Origin of the sequence: Streptomyces sp. MS06 (assembly GCF_047200655.1) — a bacterium.
Taxonomy (GTDB): Bacteria; Actinomycetota; Actinomycetes; order Streptomycetales; family Streptomycetaceae; genus Streptomyces.
This window is the reverse complement of record NZ_JBJZOJ010000027.1, coordinates 20,818-46,399: the sequence shown is the minus strand read 5'-3', so window position 1 is coordinate 46,399 and position 25,582 is coordinate 20,818. Positions and strand designations below refer to the sequence as shown.

General features: G+C 69.2%; 22 protein-coding genes. 10 read left to right on the top strand and 12 right to left on the bottom strand.

Annotated features, from left to right (window positions below; genetic code table 11):
• Positions 1-479: 479 nt before the first annotated feature.
• Positions 480-2,522 carry a chromosomal replication initiator protein DnaA gene (dnaA, locus tag ACL02U_RS16770; RefSeq protein WP_412791639.1) on the bottom strand — a complete coding sequence of 681 codons (2,043 nt, stop codon included), beginning with the start codon at positions 2,520-2,522 and terminating at the stop codon, positions 480-482.
• A 402-nt stretch (positions 2,523-2,924) separates the two neighbouring features.
• Between dnaA and rpmH the strand changes: the two genes are divergently transcribed.
• From rpmH to ACL02U_RS16725, 9 genes are all read left to right on the top strand, one after another.
• On the top strand, positions 2,925-3,062 hold the full coding sequence (rpmH, locus tag ACL02U_RS16765; protein WP_003956500.1) for a 50S ribosomal protein L34: 138 nt from the start codon (positions 2,925-2,927) through the stop codon (positions 3,060-3,062).
• Between the two features lie 20 nt (positions 3,063-3,082).
• Positions 3,083-3,454 (top strand): ribonuclease P protein component, encoded by a 372-nt coding sequence (rnpA, locus tag ACL02U_RS16760; RefSeq protein WP_412791638.1) that lies wholly within the window; start codon positions 3,083-3,085, stop codon positions 3,452-3,454.
• A complete protein-coding gene (gene yidD / locus ACL02U_RS16755) occupies positions 3,451-3,804 on the top strand; it encodes a membrane protein insertion efficiency factor YidD (RefSeq protein ID WP_412791637.1) in 354 nt (117 codons plus the stop codon). Before rnpA ends, yidD begins: the two co-directional genes overlap by 4 nt.
• Positions 3,805-3,807: 3 nt before the next feature.
• Complete coding sequence (gene yidC, locus ACL02U_RS16750; RefSeq protein ID WP_412791636.1) at positions 3,808-5,097, top strand: membrane protein insertase YidC; 1,290 nt, start codon at positions 3,808-3,810, stop codon at positions 5,095-5,097.
• Positions 5,098-5,112: 15 nt separating this feature from the next.
• Positions 5,113-5,619 (top strand): protein jag, encoded by a 507-nt coding sequence (locus tag ACL02U_RS16745; protein ID WP_412791635.1) that lies wholly within the window; start codon positions 5,113-5,115, stop codon positions 5,617-5,619.
• 119 nt (positions 5,620-5,738) lie between these two features.
• Complete coding sequence (rsmG, locus tag ACL02U_RS16740; RefSeq protein ID WP_412791634.1) at positions 5,739-6,455, top strand: 16S rRNA (guanine(527)-N(7))-methyltransferase RsmG; 717 nt, start codon at positions 5,739-5,741, stop codon at positions 6,453-6,455.
• Between the two features lie 264 nt (positions 6,456-6,719).
• Entirely contained in the window at positions 6,720-7,793 is a 1,074-nt protein-coding gene (locus tag ACL02U_RS16735; RefSeq protein ID WP_412791685.1) for a ParA family protein, read from the top strand.
• On the top strand, positions 7,790-8,890 hold the full coding sequence (locus tag ACL02U_RS16730) for a ParB/RepB/Spo0J family partition protein (RefSeq protein WP_412791633.1): 1,101 nt from the start codon (positions 7,790-7,792) through the stop codon (positions 8,888-8,890). Before ACL02U_RS16735 ends, ACL02U_RS16730 begins: the two co-directional genes overlap by 4 nt.
• A gap of 318 nt (positions 8,891-9,208) precedes the next feature.
• Positions 9,209-9,826, top strand: a complete 618-nt coding sequence (locus ACL02U_RS16725; protein WP_412791632.1) for a GNAT family N-acetyltransferase — start codon at positions 9,209-9,211, stop codon at positions 9,824-9,826.
• 118 nt (positions 9,827-9,944) lie between these two features.
• Here ACL02U_RS16725 and trxA read toward each other — a convergent pair whose 3' ends face one another.
• The 7 genes from trxA to ACL02U_RS16690 form a co-directional block, all read right to left on the bottom strand.
• Positions 9,945-10,292 carry a thioredoxin gene (gene trxA, locus ACL02U_RS16720; protein WP_412791631.1) on the bottom strand — a complete coding sequence of 116 codons (348 nt, stop codon included), beginning with the start codon at positions 10,290-10,292 and terminating at the stop codon, positions 9,945-9,947.
• A gap of 25 nt (positions 10,293-10,317) precedes the next feature.
• Complete coding sequence (gene trxB / locus ACL02U_RS16715; protein WP_412791630.1) at positions 10,318-11,286, bottom strand: thioredoxin-disulfide reductase; 969 nt, start codon at positions 11,284-11,286, stop codon at positions 10,318-10,320.
• A gap of 172 nt (positions 11,287-11,458) precedes the next feature.
• Positions 11,459-12,409, bottom strand: coding sequence for an anti-sigma factor family protein (locus ACL02U_RS16710; protein WP_412791629.1), 951 nt, complete (start codon positions 12,407-12,409; stop codon positions 11,459-11,461).
• Positions 12,406-13,131: an RNA polymerase sigma factor SigM gene (gene sigM, locus ACL02U_RS16705; RefSeq protein ID WP_412791628.1), complete on the bottom strand. Its 726-nt coding sequence runs from the start codon at positions 13,129-13,131 to the stop codon at positions 12,406-12,408. Before sigM ends, ACL02U_RS16710 begins: the two co-directional genes overlap by 4 nt.
• 22 nt (positions 13,132-13,153) lie before the next feature.
• Entirely contained in the window at positions 13,154-14,845 is a 1,692-nt protein-coding gene (locus ACL02U_RS16700; protein WP_412791627.1) for a protein kinase family protein, read from the bottom strand.
• 137 nt (positions 14,846-14,982) lie between these two features.
• Positions 14,983-17,256, bottom strand: coding sequence for a murein biosynthesis integral membrane protein MurJ (gene murJ / locus ACL02U_RS16695; RefSeq protein WP_412791626.1), 2,274 nt, complete (start codon positions 17,254-17,256; stop codon positions 14,983-14,985).
• A gap of 43 nt (positions 17,257-17,299) precedes the next feature.
• Positions 17,300-19,759, bottom strand: a complete 2,460-nt coding sequence (locus ACL02U_RS16690) for a DUF6049 family protein (RefSeq protein WP_412791625.1) — start codon at positions 19,757-19,759, stop codon at positions 17,300-17,302.
• A gap of 264 nt (positions 19,760-20,023) precedes the next feature.
• Between ACL02U_RS16690 and ACL02U_RS16685 the strand changes: the two genes are divergently transcribed.
• Positions 20,024-21,490 (top strand): CCA tRNA nucleotidyltransferase, encoded by a 1,467-nt coding sequence (locus ACL02U_RS16685; protein WP_412791624.1) that lies wholly within the window; start codon positions 20,024-20,026, stop codon positions 21,488-21,490.
• Positions 21,491-21,607: 117 nt separating this feature from the next.
• Here the strand turns inward: ACL02U_RS16685 and ACL02U_RS16680 are convergent, their stop codons facing one another.
• The 4 genes from ACL02U_RS16680 to ACL02U_RS16665 form a co-directional block, all read right to left on the bottom strand.
• Entirely contained in the window at positions 21,608-22,144 is a 537-nt protein-coding gene (locus tag ACL02U_RS16680; RefSeq protein WP_412791623.1) for a hypothetical protein, read from the bottom strand.
• A gap of 117 nt (positions 22,145-22,261) precedes the next feature.
• Positions 22,262-23,521: an MFS transporter gene (locus ACL02U_RS16675; protein ID WP_412791622.1), complete on the bottom strand. Its 1,260-nt coding sequence runs from the start codon at positions 23,519-23,521 to the stop codon at positions 22,262-22,264.
• An 84-nt stretch (positions 23,522-23,605) separates the two neighbouring features.
• Positions 23,606-24,688: an inositol-3-phosphate synthase gene (locus ACL02U_RS16670; protein ID WP_412791621.1), complete on the bottom strand. Its 1,083-nt coding sequence runs from the start codon at positions 24,686-24,688 to the stop codon at positions 23,606-23,608.
• A 44-nt stretch (positions 24,689-24,732) separates the two neighbouring features.
• On the bottom strand, positions 24,733-25,407 hold the full coding sequence (locus tag ACL02U_RS16665; RefSeq protein WP_412791620.1) for a PadR family transcriptional regulator: 675 nt from the start codon (positions 25,405-25,407) through the stop codon (positions 24,733-24,735).
• Positions 25,408-25,582 lie beyond the last annotated feature (175 nt).

Sequence of the window (25,582 nt, the reverse complement as noted above, 5' to 3'; positions counted from 1 at the left end):
CAATCTGTGGACGATGACCGTAACCCCGCAGGTATTCGAACAGCGGCTGGTACGGCTGTGCCCACGATGCGGAGGCCGGCGGTGGCGGGGTCTGGGGCTGCCGGGCGTGCTGAGGGAGGCGGACGGCGGCTGGGAGGTGTGCCGGGACCGGCGGAAGGGGCGCGGCGGCGCACTTCCCGGCCGGGGCGGGAGGGGACGGGAGCCGGAGGGCGGCCGGGGAGGGACGCCGAGGGTGTCCCCGACGGCGGAGCCGGGCTCGGAGGCCGCGCCGGCAGGACTGGAGGCCGCGCCGATAGGACCGGGGGCCGTCGGGCCCAGCCGTAGGTCTGCGTCGGGCCGGGAGGTCTGCGGCGGGCTCGGGGCCGGGGAGAACCGCGCAGGGCGCCCCGGATCGGATCCTGGGGCGCCCTGCGCCGTCGTACCGTCCGTCTGCGCCCGCTTCGGGCCCTGCCGGCCCCGCCGCAGGGTGCCCGCCGCCGTCAGCCGTTCTTGATGCGGTTGGTCAGCTCGGTGACCTGGTTGTAGATCGAGCGCCGTTCGGCCATCAGGTTGCGGATCTTCCGGTCGGCGTGCATCACCGTGGTGTGGTCCCGCCCCCCGAACAGCGCCCCGATCTTCGGCAGGGAGAGGTCGGTCAGCTCGCGGCACAGGTACATCGCGATCTGCCGGGCCGTGACCAGTGCCCGTCCTCGCGAGGTTCCGCACAGGTCCTCCACCGTCAGCCCGAAGTAGTCCGCGGTGGCGCTCATGATGGCCGTCGAGGTGATCTCCGGCGCCGAGTCCTCACCGCCGGGGATCAGGTCCTTCAGGACGATCTCCGTCAGGCCCAGGTCCACCGGCTGCCGGTTCAGCGAGGCGAACGCCGTGACCCGGATCAGTGCGCCCTCCAGTTCGCGGATGTTGCGCGAGATGCGGGAGGCGATGAACTCCAGAACCTCCGGCGGGGCGTTGAGCTGTTCCTGGACCGCCTTCTTGCGCAGGATCGCGATGCGCGTCTCCAACTCGGGCGGCTGGACGTCGGTGGTCAAGCCCCACTCGAAACGGTTCCGCAGCCGGTCCTCCAGGGTCACCAGCTGCCTGGGCGGCCGGTCGGAGGACAGCACGATCTGCTTGTTGGCGTTGTGCAGCGTGTTGAAGGTGTGGAAGAACTCCTCCTGCGTCGACTCCTTGTCCGCCAGGAACTGGATGTCGTCGACCAGCAGGATGTCCATCTCGCGGTAGCGCTTGCGGAAGCTGTCGCCCTTGCCGTCGCGGATGGAGTTGATGAACTCGTTGGTGAACTCCTCCGAGCTGACGTACCGCACCCGCGTACCCGGGTAGAGGCTGCGTGCGTAGTGCCCGATGGCGTGCAGCAGGTGCGTCTTGCCGAGGCCGGACTCCCCGTAGATGAACAGGGGGTTGTACGCCTTCGCGGGCGCCTCGGCGACGGCGACCGCGGCCGCGTGCGCGAAGCGGTTGGAAGCGCCGATGACGAAGGTGTCGAACAGGTACTTGGGGTTCAGCCGCGCGGTCGGCTCGCCGGGCCCGGTCGCCGGTGCGGGCTGTGCGGCCAGCGGGCCGGGAGCGCCGCTCGCCGGCAGGTTGGGGCCGACCGGCCCGCCGCGGTGGACGTGCCCCGACCCGGCCGGCGGCTCGGACAGCTCGCGGCGGCCCCCGTCGCGCTGGTCGTAGCCGTCGCGCTGGTCGTAGCCGCCGCGCGGGGGCTCGTACTCGCCGCGCGCTCCGTCGTAGTCGGAGCGGGGTGCCTCGTAGTCGGAGCGCTGCTGTTCGTAGGAGGGCCGCTCGACCGGCTGCGGGCGGTAGTCCGGCGCGGTCTGGGGATAGGGGTCCTGGTACCCGTCCTGGCCGGTACCGCCGTAGGAGTCCGGGGAACCGGGCGAGGCGTAGGGGTCGCGCTCGGGGAAGCCGAGCCGCTGCTGTTGCCAGCCGTAGTCGTCCTGCGGGCGGCGTGGCCAGGCGCCCGGCTCGGGCCGCTGGTACTCGGAGGGGTAGGCGGGGCGGACGGCGGGCAGCTGATCGCCGCGTGCGCCGGGGCGCTGGTCGCCCCGCACGCCCGGGCGCTGGTCGCCCCGCATGCCCGGGTGCGGGTCGCCCGCGGGCCCGGGCTGAGGCTCACCGCGGTGCTCGGCCCGGTGGCGGCCGTAGCCGTCGTACCCGCTGTCGTAGCCGCCGTCGTAGGGCGCCGAGGGCAGTTCGGGCTCCTCGTAGTGCTGCGCCTGGCCGCCCGGGGGCGCCGGCGGCTCGCCCGCGGAGTCGTCCACCGTGATCGCGATCCGGATGGGACGGCCGCACTCGCGGCTCAGCGTGTCGCTGACGATCGGGGCCAGCCGGCCCTCCAGCACGTTCTTCGCGAATTCGTTCGGCACGGCGAGCAGGGCCGTGTCCGCGACCAGCGCCAGCGGCTGGGTCCGGCGCAGCCAGTGCTCGTCCTTCGACTCCACACCCTGGCCGCGGCCCTCTCCGAGGAGTTGCTCCAGAACTCGTGGCCACACTGCGGCAAGATCGGCAGGTACGTCAGCCACAGGGCACGCTCTCTCACAGGTCCCTCGAACGTGTGGTCCGGGGAAGGGTCGGAATCCGGGGCGGCGGGGCGGGATCAGGGACGAAGCAGGTGGTCGGGGGACAAGGGAACGAATCGGAGTCCAGCCACGGTAGTCAGCGCGGCGGGTACGGTTCAAGTTGTTGTCCCCAGGCTGTGGACAGTGTCTCGGTGCCACCCCTGGTTTGACCGATTGGCGCAGCCGCGCGTACCGTGGCGAGGTCGAGTTGTCGATGGCTGCTGCCGCCTGCCTCCGAAGGGCACAGATCGCGTACAAGGTGATCGGTCAGCGGTGCACTGCGGCGTTAACGCGAGCTACTCGTGGGCGCACGGTGACAGCCAGGACGGCACCCCGCCACCACCGATTTCTTTCTGGAGCCCCCGAGTGAGCAAGCGCACCTTCCAGCCGAACAACCGTCGTCGCGCGAAGACCCACGGCTTCCGGCTGCGTATGCGCACCCGTGCCGGCCGCGCGATTCTCGCGTCCCGCCGCAGCAAGGGTCGCGCCCGTCTGTCCGCCTGATCCCGGTCAGGTCATGAGTCGTGCTGCCCACCGAGAACCGGCTGAGGCGGCGCGAGGACTTCGCGACCGCGGTACGACGCGGGCGGAGGGCCGGTCGCCCTTCGCTCGTCGTCCACCTTCGTAGCGGTGCCACGGACCCGCACGCGCCTGGGGAGAGCGCATCCCCGACGCGTGCGGGTTTCGTCGTGAGCAAGGCAGTGGGTGGCGCGGTCGTCCGGAACAAGGTCAAGCGCCGACTCCGTCACCTGATGCGCGACCGCATCGCCGAGCTGCCCCCCGGTAGCCTGGTAGTGGTACGGGCGCTGCCCGGTGCGGGCGACGCCGACCAAGCACAACTGGCCCAAGACCTGGATGCCGCTCTCCGGCGGCTGCTGGGAGGGGGCGCGCGATGAAATATCCACTGCTGGCCCTGATCAAGTTGTACCAGTGGACGATCAGTCCACTGCTCGGGCCGGTCTGCAAGTACTACCCGTCGTGCTCCCACTACGGCTACACGGCCATCGACCGGCACGGCGCGATCAAGGGAACGGCACTCACGGCCTGGCGCATCCTGCGCTGCAACCCCTGGTCGCCGGGCGGTGTGGACCACGTTCCGCCGCGCAAGCGTCCGCGGTGGCACGAAAGGCTGCGTGACGCCTGGCGTGCACGCAAGGGCGGGCCCTCCGCCGCCGAAACGGCCACCGAGGAGAACGATTCCTCGTGCCCGGCCGCAGAGACCTCGCCCCATGCCCAAGGAGCATGATTAGTGGACACGATTGCCAGCCTCTTCAGTTTCATCACCTGGCCCGTTTCCTGGGTCATCGTCCAGTTCCACACGGTGTACGGCGCGATCTTCGGCCCTGACACCGGGTGGGCCTGGGGCCTGTCCATCGTGTCCCTGGTGATCGTGATCCGGATCTGCCTGGTTCCGCTCTTCGTGAAGCAGATCAAGGCGACGCGAGCGATGCAGACGCTCCAGCCGGAGATGAAGAAGATCCAGGAGCGCTACAAGAACGACCGGCAGCGCCAGTCCGAAGAGATGATGAAGCTGTACAAGGAGACGGGCACCAACCCGCTCTCCTCGTGCCTCCCCATCCTGGCCCAGTCACCGTTCTTCTTCGCGCTGTACCACGTGCTGAACGGCATTGCCTCCGGCAACAAGATCGGCGTCATCGACGAGCAGCTGCTCGCCAGCGCGCGGCAGGCGCACATCTTCGGTGCCCCCCTGGCGGCGAAGTTCATGGACAGCGCGTCGACGGTGGAGGCGCTCGGCGCCTCCCTGACCGATGTGCGGGTCGTGACCGCGGTCATGATCGTCATGATGTCGGCCTCGCAGTTCTTCACCCAGCGCCAGCTGATGACGAAGAACGTCGACACCACGGTGAAGACGCCGTTCATGCAGCAGCAGAAGATGCTGATGTACGTCTTCCCGGTCATGTTCGCCGTCTTCGGCATCAACTTCCCCGTCGGCGTGCTCGTGTACTGGCTGACCACCAACGTGTGGACCATGGGCCAGCAGATGTACGTCATCCACAACAACCCGACCCCGGGTTCCAAGGCGCAGGCCTCGTACCTGGACCGGCTCTACAACCACGTCACGCACCACGGCAAGGCCCGCAAGCGCAGCGAGCGCATCATCATCAAGGCCATCGTCGCCAAGGGCCGTGACCGCAACGAGTTCGAGCGCAAGTTCATCAACGGTCTGAGCAAGGCCGGTCTCGCGGCCCAGGCCGACGGCACCGTGGTCAAGAGCGACTCCCAGGTCGTCACCGAGGTCGAGGACGGTGCCCCCGCGAGTGCCGGAACGCCGAGGCGGCAGCAGCCCAAGCGGCAGTCGAAGTCCCAGCGGCAGTCGGGCAGCACCAGGACGACCGACGACTCGTCCTCCTCGTCCCCGTCGTCGACGTCGCTGAGCAAGTCGGACGAGCCGCAGGGCACCAAGCCGGCAGCAGACAAGAAGCCCGCTGCGAAGCCGGGCAACGGCACCCGCAGCAAGGCCCAGTCCGGCCAGCGCAAGGGCGGACCGCAGCGTCCCAAGTCCCCGTCCAAGAAGTAAGAAGGAGCCCATCCCGTGACGGAAGGCACCACCTCCGCCGAGGGTGCAGACACCCTGACCCGCCTGGAGCAGGAGGGCGACATCGCGGCGGACTACCTCGAGGGTCTGCTGGACATCGCTGATCTCGACGGTGACATCGACATGGACGTCGAGGGAGATCGAGCCTCGGTGTCGATCATCAGTGATGTGAGCACCCGCGACCTCCAGAAGCTGGTCGGCCGCGACGGTGAGGTACTGGAAGCGCTGCAGGAGCTGACCCGGCTGGCAGTCCACCGGGAGACCGGGGACCGGAGCCGGCTCATGCTCGACATCGCCGGGTACCGCGCCAGGAAGCGGGCCGATCTGACCGAGCTGGCCGCCGAGGCCGCGGCCGAGGTCAAGAGCAGCGGCGAGCCCAAGCAGCTCAAGCCGATGACGCCGTTCGAGCGCAAGGTCGTGCACGACGCCGTCAAGGCGGCCGGCATGCGCAGCGAGTCCGAGGGCGAGGAGCCCCAGCGCTTCGTCGTCGTGCTGCCCAACTGATATACGCATGTCTTCTCGGCCCCGTCTGGAGCGCAGGCGGGGCCGAACTTGTCAGCCTGGTAGTTCTGGTGGTCGGCGCCCAGTCCGGTGCGCTGATGCGGTACGGAAGGACGGTCCCCGTGACGGAGGCAGCGGAGCTCCCCCCTGCGCCCGAGCAGGCACGTGACGTATTCGGTGATCGCTTCTCGGATGCGGTCCGGTACGCCGAGCTCCTGGCTGAGGCGGGAGTGCAGCGCGGGCTCATTGGGCCACGCGAGGTTCCCCGCCTGTGGGAACGGCACCTGCTCAACTGCGCGGTGCTCTCGGAGGTGGTGCCGGAGGGTGTCACCGTCTGCGACGTCGGCTCGGGTGCCGGTCTTCCCGGCATCCCCCTTGCCCTCGTCAGAGAGGACCTCAAGATCACGCTCTTGGAGCCGCTGCTGAGGCGTACCACCTTCCTGACCGAGGTCGTGGAGCTGCTGGGCCTGGACCACGTCACCGTCGTCCGTGGCCGGGCGGAGGAAGTGATGGGCAAGCTTCCTCCCGTCCACGTGGTGACCGCACGCGCCGTGGCTCCGCTTGACCGGTTGGCCACCTGGGGCATCCCGTTGCTCCGACCGTACGGCGAGATGCTGGCGCTCAAGGGTGACACTGCCGTGGACGAGCTGAAGAGCGCGGCGACGGCGCTGAGCAAGCTCGGTGCCGTGGACACATCCATCCTGCATGTCGGAGAAGGCGTCGTGGATCCGTTGTCCACGGTCGTGCGGGTGGAGGTCGGGGAAAGCCCCGGCGGGGTGCGGTTCGCTGCAAAGCGCGCCAAGGCTGCTCGTACGGGGAGGACGCGTCGTCGACGCTGACTCTTCCGGAGAGGCCGCGTACTCCACATAAGCTGCCTCGCATGTGCGTGCCGGAGTGTCGCGCGGTCCGGGCCGGGACCGCTAGGCATCGTGTTTCACGTGAAACGTCGCTCACTGCTGCACGGCATCATCAGTCGGGGCCGCGCCGCGGCCGAACCCCGCGACCGTAAGCCTCTCGGGTCACTCGATAAGGGAGCGGAGTTGTCCACAGAGGTGGATTTCTCCACAGAAGGCCAGGGCTCACTGGTTCACGACCCGGCAGGCATGGGAGGCTCTGTTCATTGCGAGCCTGAAGTCGAGGAGAGTGAATCCTTGCGGTCCGACGCCAACATCGCGGGACCGATGACCGATCCGGTCCCCGGTCCCCGTACCGAGTCTCTGGGGGGCGATGTTTCACGTGAAACGCCGCCTCCGATGGACGACACTCCGATCGGTCGCGCTGCCCAGATGGCGGTGGACGCTCTGGGCCGCGCCGGCGAGGGCCTGCCGCGACCCGAGCACACGCGAGTGATCGTGGTCGCCAACCAGAAGGGCGGCGTCGGCAAGACCACGACGACCGTCAACCTGGCTGCCTCCCTGGCGCTGCATGGTGGGCGCGTCCTGGTCGTCGACCTCGACCCCCAGGGCAACGCCTCCACCGCGTTGGGAATCGATCACCACGCCGAGGTTCCCTCGATCTACGACGTGCTGGTCGAGAGCAAGCCGCTGTCGGAGGTCGTGCAGCCGGTCCCGGACGTCGAGGGCCTCTTCTGTGCCCCCGCCACGATCGATCTGGCCGGTGCGGAGATCGAACTGGTCTCCCTCGTGGCTCGGGAAAGCCGGCTCCAGCGTGCCATTCAGGCCTACGAGCAGCCGCTGGACTACGTTCTCATCGACTGCCCGCCCTCGCTCGGCCTGCTGACGGTGAACGCGCTCGTCGCGGGCCAGGAGGTGCTCATCCCGATTCAGTGCGAGTACTACGCGCTGGAGGGCCTCGGTCAGCTGCTGCGTAACGTCGACCTGGTGCGGGGGCATCTCAATCCCGACCTCCACGTGTCGACCATCCTGCTCACCATGTACGACGGCCGTACCCGTCTGGCGTCACAGGTGGCGGAAGAGGTGCGCAGCCACTTCGGCGACGAAGTGCTGCGGACGAGCATTCCCCGCTCGGTCCGTATCTCCGAGGCGCCGAGCTACGGGCAGACCGTGCTGACCTACGATCCAGGGTCAAGCGGTGCTCTCTCCTATCTTGAGGCCGCACGTGAGATCGCGCTGAAGGGCGTCGGTGTCAGCTACGACGCCACCCACGCCCACGTCGGTGCCCAGACCAACCCGAACATGGTGGAGGGGATTCAGTGAGCGAGCGACGAAGGGGGCTGGGCCGAGGTCTTGGCGCACTGATTCCCGCCGCCCCGACGGAAAGAACACCTGCGGCGACCGCAGTGGGGAATGCACCTTCCTCTTCTTCGGGAGCGGCACCTGCGCTGGCGGGCGAGCGTGGAGTGGCTGCGGCGAAGGTGGCCAAGCTGGCGTCCGTTTCACGTGAAACCGAGGAGTACCCGGCGCAGGGGGGAGTGGAGGAGTCGGGAGCTCCTCCGGGTGTGCACTTCGCCGAGATCCCGCTCGACGCCATCACACCGAACCCGAGGCAACCTCGCGAGGTGTTCGCCGAGGACGCGCTGGCCGAACTCGTCACCTCCATCAAGGAGGTGGGCCTTCTCCAGCCCGTCGTCGTACGGCAGCTGGGGTCCGGCCGCTATGAGCTCATCATGGGTGAGCGGCGCTGGCGGGCCTGCCGTGAGGCGGGGCTGGATGCCATCCCCGCGATCGTACGGGCCACCGACGACGAGAAGCTCCTTCTGGACGCCCTGCTGGAGAACCTGCACCGGGCGCAGCTCAATCCACTGGAAGAGGCCGCGGCCTACGACCAGTTGCTGAAGGACTTCAACTGCACCCACGATCAGCTTGCGGATCGGATCGGCCGCTCGCGTCCGCAGGTCTCCAACACCTTGCGTCTGCTGAAGCTGTCGCCGGCGGTTCAGAGTCGGGTTGCCGCCGGAGTTCTCTCCGCTGGGCACGCGCGGGCGCTGCTCGCAGTCGATGACGCCGAGGAGCAGAACCATCTGGCCCGTCGCATCGTGGCCGAGGGTCTTTCGGTGCGCAACGTCGAGGAGATCGTGACCCTTATGGGCGCGGGTCCGAAGAAGGCCTCACGTGCCAAGGGTCCGCGGGCAGGCGCGCGGGTCTCCCCGGCGCTGAGCGGCCTGGCGACGCGTCTTTCGGACCGCTTCGAGACCAGGGTGAAGGTCGACCTGGGGCAGAAGAAAGGCAAGATCACTGTCGAGTTCGCCTCCATGGAGGATCTTGAGCGGATCCTCGGCACTCTCGCTCCGGGAGAGGGTCCGGTGCTGCAGAACGCCTGGGAGGACGAGGAGTCCACGGAGACCGAGGTCTGACCGCGCGGCTTCGGGCGACTTCCTTTCGCCGACGGAGCGGACCGTGTCCGGTGTGTACCGGAACACGGTCCGCTCTTTGCTTTCTGTCGGTATCGATGCAATCGCTTCGTGGATACGATGCGAGCGGGTACGGCGCATCCACCTGGCGGCTCCTCTGAGAGGGAGGCGGGCCATGCGGACCATGAGCCGGGGCGGTCTGGTGACCACCTGTCTGGGGCTGGGCATGCTCGGTGGGTTCGTCGGCAGTCTGCTCAGGGAACGGAGTGCCCTGGCGGCAGCCCGTGACACAGCGGGCGACGGAAGCGAGGAAAAGCTGTCATGGGGCGTCGGCTCGTACCGCTCACGCTGGACAACCTGGCGGACCTGCCTCAGCGTTGCCGCTCGTGCGTCTTCTGGGAGCTGGACCCGGTCAGCGGTGAGGCAGCGGTAGGGGCGGGCACGGCCGAGACCGAGAAGGAAGCCTGGATCTCCGCCGTGCTGCTGGACTGGGGATCCTGCGGGCGGGTGGTCTATGTGGATGACACCCCGGTGGGGTTCGTCCTCTACGCACCTCCCGCGTACGTCCCGCGCGCGACGGCCTTTCCGACGAGCCCTGTCTCACCGGATGCCGTGCAGCTGATGACGGGTTTCCTTATGCCGGGCTACCGGAGTCAGGGGCTCGGCCGTGTCATGGTGCAGACGGTCGCCAAGGACCTGCTGCGTCGCGGGTTCAAGGCGATCGAGGCCTTCGGCGATGCGCGCTGGAAGGAACCGGCCTGCCTGCTTCCCGCCGACTACCTCCTGGCGGTGGGCTTCAAGACCGTACGGCACCACCCGGTCCACCCCAGGATGCGGCTGGAACTGCGCTCCACGCTCTCATGGAAGGAGGACGTGGAGATGGCCCTGGACCGGCTTCTGGGCGCGGTACAGAAGGAACCGGCGCTGCGACCTCTGTGACTGCTTCTCGCCGTCGGGGGATGCACGCCCGGGGGCGGGCATGCGGAAGGGCCGGTCCCATTGAGGCGCCGGCCCTTCCGTTGTTTCACGTGGAACGCGAGGTGTCACCTCCGCCGTCCTACTCCGCGATGAAGTCCTCCAGGTCGCGGACGATCGCGGCCTTCGGCTTCGCACCGACGATCGTCTTGGCGACCTCGCCGTTCTGGTACACGTTCAGCGTCGGGATGGACATGACGCCGTACTTCGCAGCCGTGCCGGGGTTCTCGTCGATGTTCAGCTTGACGACCTGGATCTTGTCACCGTACTCGGTGGCGATTGCCTCCAGGGAGGGCGCGATCTGACGGCACGGACCGCACCAGGCGGCCCAGAAGTCCACCAGGACGGGCTTGTCGCTCTTGAGGACGTCCTCGTCGAAGGAGGCGTCGGTCACGTTCTTCAGGGTGCCTGCCACAGCGGGTTCCTTCACTTTCGGTGCGCGGGGCGGTTGGGGTTCAGACGGAGGTCTTCTCGGGCTCGGCCTCGTTCTCGTCCGAGAGGGCAGCGAGGAAGCGCTCGGCGTCCAGGGCCGCGGAGCATCCGGTGCCGGCCGCGGTGATCGCCTGGCGGTAGGTGTGGTCGACGACGTCGCCGGCGGCGAACACCCCGGTCAGGTTCGTCCGGGTGGAGGGCGCGGCAACCTTGAGGTAGCCCTCCCCGTCAAGATCCAGCTGGCCCTTGAACAGCTCGGTGCGCGGGTCGTGGCCGATGGCGATGAACAGACCGGTGACGGGCAGAGCGGAGAGTTCGCCCGTCTTGACGTTCCGCAGCTTCAGGCCCGACAGCTTCTCGTCGCCCTCGATCTCCGCAACCTCGCTGTCCCAGACGAACGTGATCTTCGGATCGCCGAACGCGCGCTCCTGCATTGCCTTGGAGGCGCGCAGCGTGTCCCGGCGGTGGACCACCGTCACGGACCGGGCGAAGCGCGAGAGGAAGGTGGCTTCCTCCATCGCGGTGTCCCCGCCTCCGATCACAGCGATGTCCTGCTCCCTGAAGAAGAAACCGTCGCAGGTGGCACACCAGGAGACCCCGCGGCCGGAGAGCGCGTCCTCGCGCGGCAGACCCAGCTTGCGGTGCTGCGAGCCGGTGGTGACGATCACGGCCTTGGCCTTGTGGACCGTGCCCGCAGTGTCCGTGACCGTCTTGACGTCGCCGGAGAGGTCGACGGAGACCACGTCGTCGGCGATCAGCTCGGCACCGAACCGCTCGGCCTGCGCCCGCATGTTGTCCATGAGGTCCGGGCCCATGATGCCGTCCCGGAAGCCGGGGAAGTTCTCCACGTCGGTGGTGTTCATGAGGGCACCACCCGCAGTGACGGCGCCCTCGAAGACCAACGGCTTCAGCGACGCGCGCGCGGTGTACAGCGCCGCCGTGTAGCCGGCGGGCCCGGAGCCGATGATGATCACGTTACGGACGTCGCTCACGGCTGGATTCCTCGTCTCTGGACTGCGTCGTACGGCCGGTGGGAGTTCCCTTCCGGGACTCACACCCCACCCAACGGATCCTACGGGGCGCGCATTCCCGTCCGGTCCGGGCACACGGAACGGGCGACACCGCGCGGCACGCGGTGCGGAGAAGACCCGCGGTGCGAAACGCTCAGGGGCGGGGGTAGGAGTCCTTCCACAGCACCGAGGCGGTGGGGGACGACGGGTTCTTGATACAGGTCGCGTCCATGATGTAGGCGGTGACCCGTGAGCTGTCGGTGCCGTCGGGCAACACCACGAGGAGCGCGTCCTTCCCCTGGTAGGTGCCGTTCTCGGTGGCCAGGGCGGGCCCGTCCTGGGAGCCCAGACCGCGCCTGACGCACTCAGGAAGCACGCTCCCCTGCAAGACCTTCGGACTCGCGGAGTCGACCTCGCCCTGGATGCCGAAGCTGTGCGGGGAGCGGGAGTCCTTGGTCGGCTTCGACTCGGTGGCGAGCAGGGCGGTGACCTGCTGCTGCAGAGTGTCCGAGGAGAAGGTGTCCGCTGCGGTCGACGGCCGGCCCTCGGCAACCGTGCCCGACCCGCCTCCGCCGGTGAGCGAGGACACCAGCACGGACCCGAGGCCCAGCACGGCCGCCCCGAGTGCGGTCCCCAGGAGTGCCCTGCGACGGCCCCCGTGCCGCTTGCGGTCCTTGCGACCCGGTCCGGTGGCGGCTCTGGCATGACCCGCGGGACGTCCCGGCTCCGCCGTTTCACGTGAAACATCCACGCGGTCGCCATGGCCTGACAGGCCCGTTCCGGAGACCGGAGGGGCAGCCGGGGCCGCGTCGTCAGCGTCGGCCGAGTCGGCCCCGTGGTTGGCCGTTCCGACCTGGAGGGGCACCTCGGCGGCCAGAGCGGCGTCGATGCGACGGGCGACGTCAGCGGGCATGGGCGGCACGTCCGGCAGGGCGCCGAGCAACCCCCGGACTCCCTCCAGTGAGGCGCGCACGTCCGCACACTGCTCGCACAGACTCAGGTGCTCCCGGACTTCGCCGGCACGGGACGACGAAAGCAGCCCCTCGGTGAGGTCGGAGATCTCGGCGACATCCGGGTGCCGGGCCCGGTCCGTCGTGGAAGTCACGCTCGCCCACCTCCGCCCTTCACCGCAGCTGAGTCGCTCGATCCTTGATTGGCTGGCCCACCGTCTCGCGGACCTGCTGAGGGTGGGACGGATGCCCCCTGCGTCCGGTTCCGTCCCCCGCTGGAGGATCCGTGGCCGTCGCTGTTCCCCGGACGCAGATGGACGAGGAGCGGCAGCAGCCGGGCTCGGCCTCGGGAGCATCGACTCTTCACCGTGCCGGCCGGTACATCGAGAATCCGGGCCGCCTCGGCGATCGGATAACCCTGCATGTCCACCAGGACCAGGGCGGCGCTCTGGTCGGCCGGCAGCGTGGCGAGCGCTGCGAGGAGCTGGCGGTGCAGCTCCGCGCGCTCGGCGGGCGCCGATGCCGACTCGTGTGGCTCCAGTAGCTGTTCCAGGCGGTCGGTGTCGTCGACGGGAGAGGTTCTTCGGGAAGCGGCCTTGCGGGCGCGGTCGAGACAGGCGTTCACGGTGATGCGGTGCAGCCACGTGGTGACCGCGGACTGGCCGCGGAAGGTGTGAGCTGCGCGATACGCCGAGACAAGGGCGTCCTGAACGGCGTCGGCGGCCTCCTCCCGGTCGCCCAGCGTCCGGAGGGCGACCGCCCAGAGCCGGTCGCGGTGACGCCGCACGAGTTCACCGAACGCATCCGGCTCGCCTTCCACATGGCGGGCGAGCAGATCCCGGTCGCTCACTCCGCCGTATCCGGCTCCCTCCGCCATCAGCCCCCTCCCCCTCTCGCCTTCAGCTGCTCACCTTGATGTCCGCCACCCGGCCACGGTAGGTACCGTCACCGGTCGGCGGCAGCTCGGTCAGCCAGACCAGGAGGTAGCGGGTGGTGACGGCCTTGCTCGGCTGCAGCGTCACGGTGGTGCCCGATCCCTCGGCGACCTTCGCGTAGGCGTCGAAGGCCTTGGGCTCGGAGGCCGCTGAACCGGAGGCGGCACGCAGCTCCACCGACGTCCGTCCGACGAAGGTGACGGTCACCTTCCCGACCTGCTGGGCCTTTCCGAGATCGAGGATGAGGCCGAGACCGGGCTTCAGGTTCCCGAAGTCCGCGCCCTTGTAGAAGTACGTCTCCCAGTAGCTCCCGGGGTCGTCGTCGTAGGACTTGCCCACATCGGACGGCTTCTCGGAACCATCGCCGAAGGGGTCGAAGTCCCGGGCGCCGCTGATGGCGATCGGCTGGCCCGCCGACTTCGTGGGCCCCTTCTCACCAGTGTCGGTCGTCTGGGTGGGACCCGTGTTGTCGGCCTCGCCACCTCGGTCCATCAGGGCGTCCGCAAGCTGCCAGCTCCCCAGACCGAGCGCGACGATCAGCAGGGCGGACACCGCCCACTTGAGCGCCCGGCCGGTACGGCTCTGCAGCGGCGGCGGTGGAGTGGCCACCGTCGGGGCGATCCCCGGGCGCGGTGCGGTACGGCCGTAGGTGCCCTGCTGATACGTCGTGCGCTGGTACTCCGGCGGAGCGGTGAACGCCGGCTCCGGCGGGCGGACGCGGGGCATCTCACCGATCGCCCGGACCAGTTCCTCCGGCGTGGTGCACGGGGCCTCATGCCGGGAAGCGGTGGCACCGTCGTTGGCGAGGGCGCGCATGGACAGTTCCGACAGACCGCGGTGAACCCCGGCGCGCACCTGGTCGGGAGCGATCAGACCGACGTCCTTGGGCAGCCCGGACAGGCCGTAGGCATCGTTCTCGTACGGCCAGCGCTGGGTGAGAGCCGCGTACAGCAGTGCGCCGATCGCCTCGGTGTCCGCGCGCTGCGGAGTGTCGGAACTGATGCCACGCAGTGCTGCGTTGACGGCGAGCCCGCGGATACGCCACTGACCTGTGGAGGCCCGCAGGACGGCGTTCGGGTTCAGGCGCAGATGCGCCAGCCCCTCGCGGTGCGCGGCGGCCATTGCGGTGGCGACCTGACTGGTCATCTGGTAGGCGTCGTGCGGCTCCAGTGGGCCGACGGCGAGGAGCGCGGTGAGCTCCGTGGCATCAGGCAGCCACTCGTGGACGACGTAGACGAGGTCGTTCTCCTCCACGGCGTCCAGGACCTGTACGAAACGCGGATCGGCGAGCAGCGCGGATGACCGGGCCGCGGCGAGGACGGAGCGTGCGCGCGAGTGATCGGCCGGCAGCACATGAACGCCCACCGCCCGGCGGAGCTTCTCGTCCACCGCCCGCCAACTGCTGAATCCGTCCAGACGGGTGACGCACTCCTCGAGCCGGTAGCGTCTGGCGAGTTTGTGACCACTGTGCAGCTCGGGTGGTGAGGCCTTCTCGGAACGTTCCGTCCCGCCGCTCCCCTGTGCCTCGTTCCTGTCCGTGTCCCGCTCCCGGTTCTTGGCCACCCCGTCGGCCGTGGACTGGTCCGCCTGTGCGGTCAGCGGCTCGTCACCGCTGTTGTCTGCCACGTCGACGGCAGCTGTGCTCCGTTCCGCCACCGTCGTTCCTGCCTCCCCATTCATCGCGCGCCGTACGACAACCGTGCGCGCCGTCCGACGCCGAGACCAATTGTGCCCACAGTCCGCCGCTCTGCACGACATGCGGAGGCGGACATAGGTTGTGCGCCTACCCCCTTTCAGCGGCCGAGTCGTCCGCGAACCATACCGACGAGCGAGTTGAGCTCCTCGATGCGCATGCGGCGGGCGGCGAGGTAGAAGGTGCCCAGCAGGACGGCCCCGCCGGCCAGGAGCGCGGTGAAGGAGCCCAGGGCGCCCTGGCCGAGCGAGTGGCCGATGCCGTAGATGGCGGCCCCGCTCAGTGCGGCGGCCGGCACGGAGGCGATGCACAGCCGGGCATAGGTACGCAGGACGTGCGCGCCGTCCAGGTCGCCGTTCAGCCGCTTGCGCAGCCGCTGCCAGGCCACGCCGACACCGATCGCGTAGGCGAGGCCGTAGGAGGCCGCCATGCCGACCACCGCCCAGCGTGCGGGCAGGAGGAGGTAGCAGACGACGGAGGCGCTGGCGTTGACCGCGGCCACGATGACCGTGTTGTAGAAGGGCGTGCGGGTGTCCTCGTAGGCGTAGAAGGCGCGCAGCACGACGTACTGCACGGAATAGGGGATCAGGCCGAGGCCGAAGGCCATCAGCATGTAGCCCATGTTGGTGGCCTCGCTGGTGCCCGAGGAGCCGAAGATCAGGGTGCACATCGGGATGCCCAGGGCGAGGAAACCGAAGGCGATCGGCACGATGGCCACCGCGGTGGTGCGCAGCCCCTGGGAGATGTCGTCGCGTACGGCACCGGCGTCGCTCTCGGCGGCGGAGCGGGAGATGCGCGGCAGCAGCGCGGCCATCAGCGAGACGGTGATGATCGCCTGGGGAAGGCCCCAGATCAACTGGGCGTTGGCGTAGGCGGCGAAGCCGGTGCCGTCGACGGGTGAGGACTTGCCGGCGGAGGTGGAGAGCTGGGAGACGACGAGGGCGCCGGCCTGGTTGGCGAGGACGAAGAGGAAGGTCCACTTGGCGAGTGTCACGGCCTTGCCCAGCCCGTGGCCCCGCCAGTCGAAACGCAGCCGCAGCCGGAATCCCGTCTCCCGCAGGTAGGGGATCATCGCCAGGGCCTGGACGGCGAGGCCGAGCAGTACGCCGATGCCGAGGAGCCGCTGGCCCTCCGGCGGGATGGTGGTCACCTTCATGCCGGAGTCGGCGGCGGTGCCGTAGACGTAGATGAACATCCCCAGCGTCACGATGATGACGATGTTGTTCAGGACCGGAGTCCACATCATCGCGCCGAACCTGCCGCGCGCGTTGAGGATCTGGCCCATCACGACGTGGATGCCCATGAAGAAGATCGAGGGCAGGAAGTACTGCACGAAGGTGACGCCGACTTGGTGCGCGTCCGGATCACTGGCCACCGAGTCCGACAGCAGCCGGATCAGCAGGGGAGCGGCGAAGATCGCGGCCACGGTGAGGAGCCCGAGCGCGACCATGACGAGGGTGAGCAGGCGGTTGGCGTAGGCCTCTCCGCCGTCCTCGTCCTCCTTCATGGAGCGCACCAGCTGGGGCACGAAGACGGAGTTGAGACCGCCGCCGACGGTGAGGATGTAGATCATGGTCGGCAGCTGGTACGCGACCTGGAAGGTGTCGCCGAGAAGGCCCACACCGAGTGCGGACACGATCAGCGCGGAGCGGATGAAGCCGGTGAGGCGGGAGACCATCGTGCCGGCCGCCATCACGGCACTGGACTGGAGCAGTCCCGAGGCGCGTCCGCCCTTCCGGGCGGCCGGGGCGGCCGGGGTGGCTGTCGCGGCGGGCGCCTCGGCGGGCACGGTCCCGAGGTTCATGGTCCGGTCGTCCGCGTCGGCCTCCGACGCCGGGTTCTGCGACCCGGGTACCGGGTTTCCCGGCGCCGCTGCGGGGCCCGGAACCGACAGACCGGCCGGCGGCGCGGAGGGACCGCCCGGCTGCTGGTCGCGGAAGAGATGAGCGAAGGCGTCCGAGGGGGGCTGCTCCTCACCCGACCCGGTCACCAGATCGTCGACCCCCACGTACTGGGTCGTGCGGGGGTCGTCCCCGTAGGGCAGCCGCTGGGAGGGGCCTTCCGGCTCCGGCGCCGGGGTCTGCGCCCATACCCGGGGGTCCGGGGCGTACGGCGTCTGCGGCGGCTGCCCGTACAGCGGCTGCCGGGCTCCGGGCGGCGGCGGAGGATGCGCGGCGCGGTCGTACAGGGCCTCGGCGACCGGATCCTGGGCGGAGAGGTCCTGCGCCCGGTAGGGGTCCTGGTCGTAGGCGTCCTGGAGGTACATGTCCGCGGGTTGCTGCGGCGGCACCTGACCGTGCTCGGGCGGCGGGCCCTCGGGGCGGTCCGAGCCGCCCACGGCCCGGCCGCGGTCACCGTCGTACGGCGCGTTCATGGTTACCCCACCTCATCGTCCCGGGCCCACGGCCACGTCATCCTCAGCGGTCCACTCTCTCACCCGTGCCGGACGGGCCGGCGCTTTCCGCTGCGGTGTCCGGTGCCGGGTCACTCGGCTGCTGCGGGGTGTCCGTCTCCGTCGCGGAGCCCGAATCCCCCGGGTGAGGCTCTCCGGCCCCCTCGGAGCCCTCTCTGCCGTCCCCGGAGCCGCCGTCCGCCTCCGTGTCCGTCCGGGGCTCCTCCGCTGCGTCGGAGCCCTCCTGGGGGCCGTTCTCGGGGGCCTCCGAGGCGGGGCCAGTCTCGTCCGCGTACCGCGCCGCGGCCCGCTTGCGCTGGGTGTACATGCGGAACCCGGCCAGGACCAGCAGCAGCACTCCACCGCCGATGACGAGCATCACGGTCGCGGTGATCTCGGTGACCTGGACGTCGAAGGTCACCGGGTCCCCGTACGTCTCCCCGTTCTGGGTGTAGAGCTGCGCCACCACCGTGGTCTGGCCGTTGACGTTGGCGGACGTGCTGAACTTCACGGTCTGGCTGTGACCGCCGGAAACCGTGACGGGCTGCTCGGCGAAGCGGTTGCCGTCGATCTTCAGCCGGGTCGGGTTGGTGGAGGTGAGCCGCAGCACCAGGTGGTCCACGCCCTGCACCAGGTTGTTCTGCACCGTGACCGGGATGGTGGCGCTGCGTCCGGACAGCTTGGTGTCGGACTTGTCGATGAGTCTCACCTGGCCGGCGAGGGTCTCCAGATAGAACTGCACACCGTGGCGGAAGACGCTCGCCCTGTCGGTCTTGCCGCGCCAGGACGCGGACATCCCGCGGTTCAGAGCCCGTCCGAAGGGCGTCACCACGCGCGACGGGTAGGTGAGGACGAGCTGGAAGTTCTCCAGCTCGTCCTGGGTGTCCGCGATCGTCTGGAAGGCCGCCCGCGGCAGCTCCCGCTTACGCAGCGACGAGGGGTAGCTCTTCGTGGAGGGCACCTTCGTGGTGGCGTCCGGATCCGGCTCGGCCTTCGCGGCCGCCGTGAGGTCCTGGGGCACAGACCAGTTGCCGCTGTTCAGGGCGGTCAGGGCCTTGGACATGGCCTGTGCCTGATAGCCGGTCGGCATCCGCTGGGGGGCGACGACGATGCTGCGCTGCCGGTGGGTCTGCAGGTTGAGCGACAGGCTCTCCGCGAGGAATCGCTGCACGGCCAGAGTCGACGCGGAGGCCGTGGTCATGTCCCCCTGGAACGCCGTGGACATCGGGGCGTCGGCGACGACCGCCGAGGTACCGCCACCGATGGGCCGGGCGGCCGACGGCGTGTAGTACAGCCGGCCGGCGTCCCTCATGCTGTCGCTGCGGGCGATCACCTTGTCCGCGCCCGCCGATGTGGCGACCTTCACGATCGAGGGGTCGACAGCACCGTCCACGGGCCAGGCGAAATCGGTGGTCGGCGTCACGTGCAGCACCGTGCGCACCGTGGTGGCGGCGACATCGGTGGCGGCCTTGAGCTGGCTGAGCGAACCGGTGACGCTCGTTCCGTTGTGAGCGAGGGAGGCCAGGTCCGGGTCGGCGAACGGCAGTGCGACCACTTCCTTCCCCCGTACCGCCTGCTGCAACGAGGCCAGCCACCGCTTGGCGACGTCCTGGTGGGTGCCGGCCGTGGTGGTGTCACCCTCGGTTCCGATGCGGTAGCTCCCCGTCATGGCGTCGACGGATGCCAGCAGATCCGGGTCGATCACCCAGGTGACGTCGAGCTTCTCGCCCAGCGACAGCATGCGGTCCAGTCTGCCGCCCGGGGAGATCTCCGCGGCGAGATCGTCGTTGCGGAAGACCGGGGTCTGCTGCTCGTTCGAACCGGTTTCCGCCGTCATGTGGACTGAGGAGACCAGTGGCCACAGGAAGGTCGCCCTGGTCTGGGTGTCCGCCTCGTCGGGCTCCCAGGGAAGGAACGTCCGCTGGATGCCCAGCACCCGGTCCCAGCGCTGCGTCGACGTCTCTCCGGTGAGCGACACACCGAGCGGGTAGACCCCGTTGCCGCCGAGGCCCAGTTTGTCCACCGGGACGGAGATGCTGAAGTGCTGCGCCACACCCGGAGAGAGCTCGGGGAACTCGGCGACGTACTTGCCGCCGATCTCGGAGCCGTCGACCCCGGCGACATAGCCGCCGCGGTCGGCTACGGAGGCGACGGCCGACCGGGTGGTCAGCTCATGCCCCACTCGCAGGCCCACGTGGGCGTCCGTGACCGTCTGCTTGCTCTTGTTGGTCACGGTGCCCGAAACGGTGAGAGTGTCTCCCCCGGTCAGGACGGCGGGGCTCAGCGAATCCACGGCCACCGCGACGGTGTGGGACCCGGAGGCCTCCTTGGGAGTCTCCGGTACCGCGGCCCGGGCCGGCACGGCGGCGGGAAACTGGAGCAGGCCGGCCAGCAGGGGCGCTCCGGCCAGCAGGGCCGCGGTGCGCCGGAGCCACCGGCGGGCAGGTGAGGGACTCATTCCCTGGAAGTCTGCCGCCTCGGCCACGCGCTCGCCCGTCCCTCGTCGTCAGTGGTCGTCGGAATGTGCGTCCACGCATGGTAACGATGTGCGCTGAGGGGAAGTGCCGCGGAGTCCTCCACAAGATCGGGCGATCACGGTCCGGTCCCCCTTTGCATGCCGCGCGAAGAGGGGGACTCCTGGGCGAAGCCTCGCAGCGGAAGCCCGGGTGGGGGCGGCCTGTTGTCTGCCGTCCGCCCCCGTCGAAGCGGGGACGCTGCCCTCCGGCCGGGCCACGTACCCTCTTCTGTTGTGCCGAACGCCAACGAAGACACTCCCACTGCCCTGAGCCAGGTGCAGCAGCGCGCGGTGAGCGAACTGCTGCGGGTCGCCCCCGTCGCCGATGATCTCGCCCGCCGTTTCGAGCAGGCCGGCTTCTCCCTCGCGCTGGTCGGCGGTTCCGTCCGGGACGCGCTGCTCGGCCGGCTCGGCAACGATCTGGACTTCACGACCGATGCTCGCCCCGAGGACGTACTGAAGATCGTCCGGCCCTGGGCGGACGCGGTGTGGGAGGTCGGTATCGCCTTCGGCACCGTCGGAGCTCAGAAGGAAGCCCGCTTCGAGGAAGGCGTCCGTTCCTTCCAGATCGAGATCACCACCTATCGCTCCGAGGCCTACGACCGCTCCTCGCGCAAGCCGGAGGTGTCCTACGGCGAATCCATCGAGGCGGATCTGGTACGACGTGACTTCACGGTCAACGCGATGGCCGTGGCGCTGCCCGAGAAGCGGTTCATCGACCCGTACGGCGGACTGGACGACCTCGCAGCGCGCGAGCTGCGCACGCCCGGCACTCCCGAGGAGTCATTCTCCGACGACCCTCTGCGTATGATGCGCGCCGCGCGCTTCGCCGCTCAACTCGACTTCGAAGTGGCGCCCGAGGTCGTCACCGCGATGAAGGAGATGGCCGCTCGGATCGGCATCGTCTCGGCTGAGCGCGTCCGGGACGAACTCAACAAGCTCGTCCTCTCCGCGCACCCGCGCAAGGGCCTGTCCTTGCTGGTCGACACCGGCCTCGCCGACTGCGTCCTGCCCGAGCTGCCCGCCCTGCGTCTGGAGAGCGATGAGCACCACCGACACAAGGATGTCTACGACCACACGCTGATCGTCCTGGAGCAGGCGATCGCGCTGGAGGACGACGGACCCGACCTCTCCCTCCGGCTCGCCGCGCTGCTGCACGACATCGGCAAGCCGCGGACGCGCCGCTTCGAGAAGGACGGCCGGGTCTCCTTCCACCATCACGAGGTGGTCGGCGCGAAGATGACCAAGAAGCGTATGACGGCCTTGAAGTACTCCAACGAGCTGGTGAAGGACGTCTCCCGGCTGGTCGAACTCCACCTCCGCTTCCATGGCTACGGCACCGGCGAATGGACGGACTCCGCCGTCCGCCGCTACGTCCGGGACGCCGGCCCTCTTCTGAACCGCTTGCACAAGCTGACCCGCTCCGACTGCACCACGCGCAACAAACGCAAGGCCGCCGCGCTCTCCCGCGCCTACGACGGCCTGGAGGAACGCATCGCGCAGTTGCAGAAGCGGGAGGAGCTGGATGCGATCCGCCCCGACCTCGACGGCAACCAGATCATGGAGATCCTGGGTGTCCGGCCCGGCCCGGCCGTCGGCAAGGCGTACAAGCACCTGCTCGAGCTGCGGCTGGAGAACGGACCGATGGAACATGATCAAGCGGTGGCGGCGCTGAAGGAATGGTGGACCGCTCAGCAGTGAGCAGCGATGCCGGGGTGCGTTTCACGTGAAACGCACCCCGGCATGCACCGAGGGGCGGTGTTTCACGTGAAACACCGCCCCTCCATGTGTGCCGCCCCGCCGGGCGGCACGACTGCCCTACTTGTTCTCCTTCAGGCAGAGAACCACGTCATGGCCGCCACCGGACTGGTAGTAGGAGATCGTGGCCTCCTGGACGTTCTGGCACTTGTCGCCGTCGCTCGTGAAGCTGAACTTCTCGACGACCTTGTACTGGGCGTTGGCCGCCGAGCAGTCGACCTCTTCGAGATCGGGCTTGCTGTCGGTTCCCTTGTTGTGCATGCAGGAACCCACGGAGGTCGATTCCGCGTCGTCCCGACCCAGGAACCAGCCGATGCCCAGCGCGCCACCGAACTTCAGCAGCGCGACGATGGCGACGACGACCACAGCGCCTATGACGCGAAGGATCTTCTTGCCGCCACGCTTGGCAGGAGCGGGCGCCGGCGGAGGGACAGGCGCGCCGGGAGCACCAGGCGCGCCGGGGGCGCCCTGGTTCGGGAACGGTGCGTAGGGCGCGCCCTGGGGCGGAACTCCCGGCTGGCCGGGCTGCTGTCCCACGGGCGGCGGCGGCGTCTGCCCTGCGTAAGGGTTCTGGCCGTGGGGCGGCGGAGTGGTCACTTTGGGGGTCCCCCTCGAACGTGTTTGCGCGAAGCGCGAGATAAGACCCACGTAAGTTACTTGTTCCCACAGGTGACTTTGCTTTCCCGTCGCCACTTCGTGGCGCTGATGTGACACTCAGCGGGCCTCAAAACGGGCCAAAGACAGGGCAATCGTTCCGTAGAGCACGGCCACGCCGACGACCAGCGCGGACGAGCGCCCGTCGGGTGGCAGCAGCGCCGCGGCCACCCCGGCGGCACCGACGAACGCGGCGTTGAACAGCACGTCGTACAGCGAGAAGATCCGACCCCGGAAGGCGTCGTCCACCGTGGACTGCACCACGGTGTCGGTGGCGATCTTGGCTCCCTGGGTGACGAACCCCAGGAAGAAGGCCGCGACGAAGCCGGGACCTGCCGCGAACGGCAGGCCGAGCGCAGGTTCGAGGAGGGCGCCGATCCCGGCGCAGACCGCGATCCAGCGGCCCGGACCGAGCCGCCCGGCCCCGGCCGGCGTCACCACCGCCGCCGCGAAGAACCCCGCCCCGGAGAAGGCGACGGCCAGCCCGAGCAGTGCGAGCCCCCGGTCCACTCCGGACGACCAGGCGTATCGGCACAGCATCAGCACCAGCACGGTCAAGGCGCCGTAGCAGAACCGCATCAACGTCATCGCGCCCAGCGCCCAGGCCGCCTCCCGCCGCCGAGGGGCGGCGAGATGGCGTACGCCGGCCGCGAGGCCGCGTGCGGTACCGCGGAGGGTCCGGGCCAGTGGCTCCCGTGCCGGCGCGTCGGGGCCGAGCAGCTCCGGTGCCATGCGCAGTGACGCCAGCGCGGAGCACAGGTACAGGGCGGCGCCCAGCAGCACCACGGCGGTGTCGGACTCCGCCGCCAGGAGCCGCACCGCGAAGGCCAGCCCACCGCCCGCGGTCGCGGCGAGGGTGCCGGCGGTCGGCGTGAGGGAGTTGGCGATCACCAGTCGCTCCTCGTCGACCACGCGCGGCAGGGCCGCGGAAAGGCCGGCCAGGACGAAGCGGTTGATTCCGGTGACACACAGCGCGGAGAGGTAGAAGAGCCAGTCGGGTACCCGGCCGACGATCAGCACCGCCGTGACCGTCGCCATCGCCGCGCGCAGCAGGTTGCCGTGGACGAGTACCTGGCGGCGCCGCCAGCGGTCGAGCAGGACACCGGCGAACGGCCCCACGAGGGAGTAGGGCAGCAGCAGGACGGCCATTGCGGAGGCGATCGCGGTGGCCGAGGCCTGTTTCTCCGGTGAGAAGACGACATAGGTGGCGAGGCCGACCTGGTAGACCCCGTCAGCGCCCTGGGAGAGCAGCCGGACCGTGAGCAGACGCCGGAAATCGCGGAATCGGAGCAGTACGCGCAGATCACGGACGACGGCCATGGCGCACAGCCTCACACAAGGGGAGGGTCCCCGGGCGGCAACGCCTCGGGGACCCTCCGCAGCCCTGGCAGGAGCGTTCTCGGCCTAGCGCTCGACCTCGCCGCTGATGAACTTCTCGACGTTCTCGCGGGCCTCGTCGTCGAAGTACTGGACCGGCGGGGACTTCATGAAGTACGAGGACGCCGACAGGATCGGGCCGCCGATGCCACGGTCCTTGGCGATCTTCGCGGCGCGCAGCGCGTCGATGATGACACCCGCGGAGTTCGGGGAGTCCCAGACCTCGAGCTTGTACTCCAGGTTCAGCGGGACGTCGCCGAAGGCACGGCCCTCGAGGCGCACGTACGCCCACTTGCGGTCGTCCAGCCAGGCCACGTAGTCGGACGGGCCGATGTGGACGTTCTTCTCACCCAGTTCCCGGTCGGGGATCTGCGAGGTGACGGCCTGCGTCTTGGAGATCTTCTTGGACTCCAGGCGCTCGCGCTCGAGCATGTTCTTGAAGTCCATGTTGCCGCCGACGTTCAGCTGCATCGTGCGGTCCAGGATGACACCCCGGTCCTCGAACAGCTTCGCCATGACGCGGTGGGTGATGGTGGCACCGACCTGCGACTTGATGTCGTCACCGACGATCGGGACGCCCGCCTCGGTGAACTTGTCCGCCCACTCCTTCGTGCCCGCGATGAACACCGGGAGCGCGTTGACGAAGGCGACCTTCGCGTCGATCGCGCACTGGGCGTAGAACTTCGCCGCGTCCTCGGACCCCACCGGCAGGTAGCAGACGAGCACGTCGACCTGCTTGTCCTTCAGGATCTGGACGATGTCCACCGGCTCCTCGGCGGACTCCTCGATGGTGGCCCGGTAGTACTTGCCGAGGCCGTCCAGGGTGTGGCCGCGCTGGACGGTCACCCCCGTGGAGGGCACGTCGCAGATCTTGATGGTGTTGTTCTCGGAGGCGCCGATCGCGTCCGAGAGGTCGAGGCCGACCTTCTTGGCGTCCACGTCGAAGGCCGCGACGAACTCGACGTCCTTGACGTGGTAGTCGCCGAACTGGACGTGCATCAGGCCCGGCACCTTGGACGCCGGGTCGGCGTCCTTGTAGTACTCGACTCCCTGCACCAGCGAAGCGGCGCAGTTGCCCACGCCGACGATCGCTACGCGAACCGAACCCATTCCGGTTGCTCCCTGTGTGTACGAGTGAGGCCCTGAACGAGCTCTCACGTGGCGGTGTCGCCGGGCGTATCCGGTCCGGAGTCGCCTCCGGACCGGGGCAGGCCGCCCGTCGTTCCATGTGTGGTGTCCTGCTGAGCGGGCCCCCCGGGGACGGAACCTCTCCGGTCCCGCCCGGCCCGCTCGCTCTCGATGAGCTCGTTCAGCCAGCGCACTTCGCGCTCCACGGACTCCATCCCGTGGCGCTGGAGCTCAAGCGTGTAGTCGTCGAGGCGCTCTCGCGTGCGTGCCAGCGAGGCACTCATCTTCTCCAGCCGCTCCTCCAGCCGGCTCCGGCGGCCCTCCAGGACGCGCATCCGCACGTCCCGCGAGGTCTGCCCGAAGAAGGCGAAGCGCGCGGCGAAGTGCTCGTCCTCGTACGCGTCGGGCCCGGTCTGGGAGAGCAGCTCCTCGAAGTGCTCCTTGCCCTCCGCGGTCAACCGGTAGACGATCTTGGCGCGGCGCCCCGTGAGGGGCGCCGCATCGGGGACGTTGCCCTGTTCCTCGATCAACCAGCCGTTGGCGACCAGCGTCTTGAGGCAGGGGTAGAGCGTCCCGTAGCTGAAGGCACGGAACACGCCCAAGGACGTGTTGAGTCGTTTGCGCAGCTCGTAGCCGTGCATCGGGGACTCGCGGAGCAGGCCGAGGACGGCGAACTCGAGGATCCCGGAACGCCGGCTCATCTTCGCCTCCTCTCTGCCGCGACCCGCGGTGTCGTGTGCCGTGACGGCCTTATGCCGAGCTGATGTATCGACTCGATACATCTAGACGATAGAACGCCCTCCCGTCCACGACAAGGGGGGAAGTGGTGAAGGTGATCACATGCCGACTCGGCGGCGGCAGGATGCGGGGGTGTGG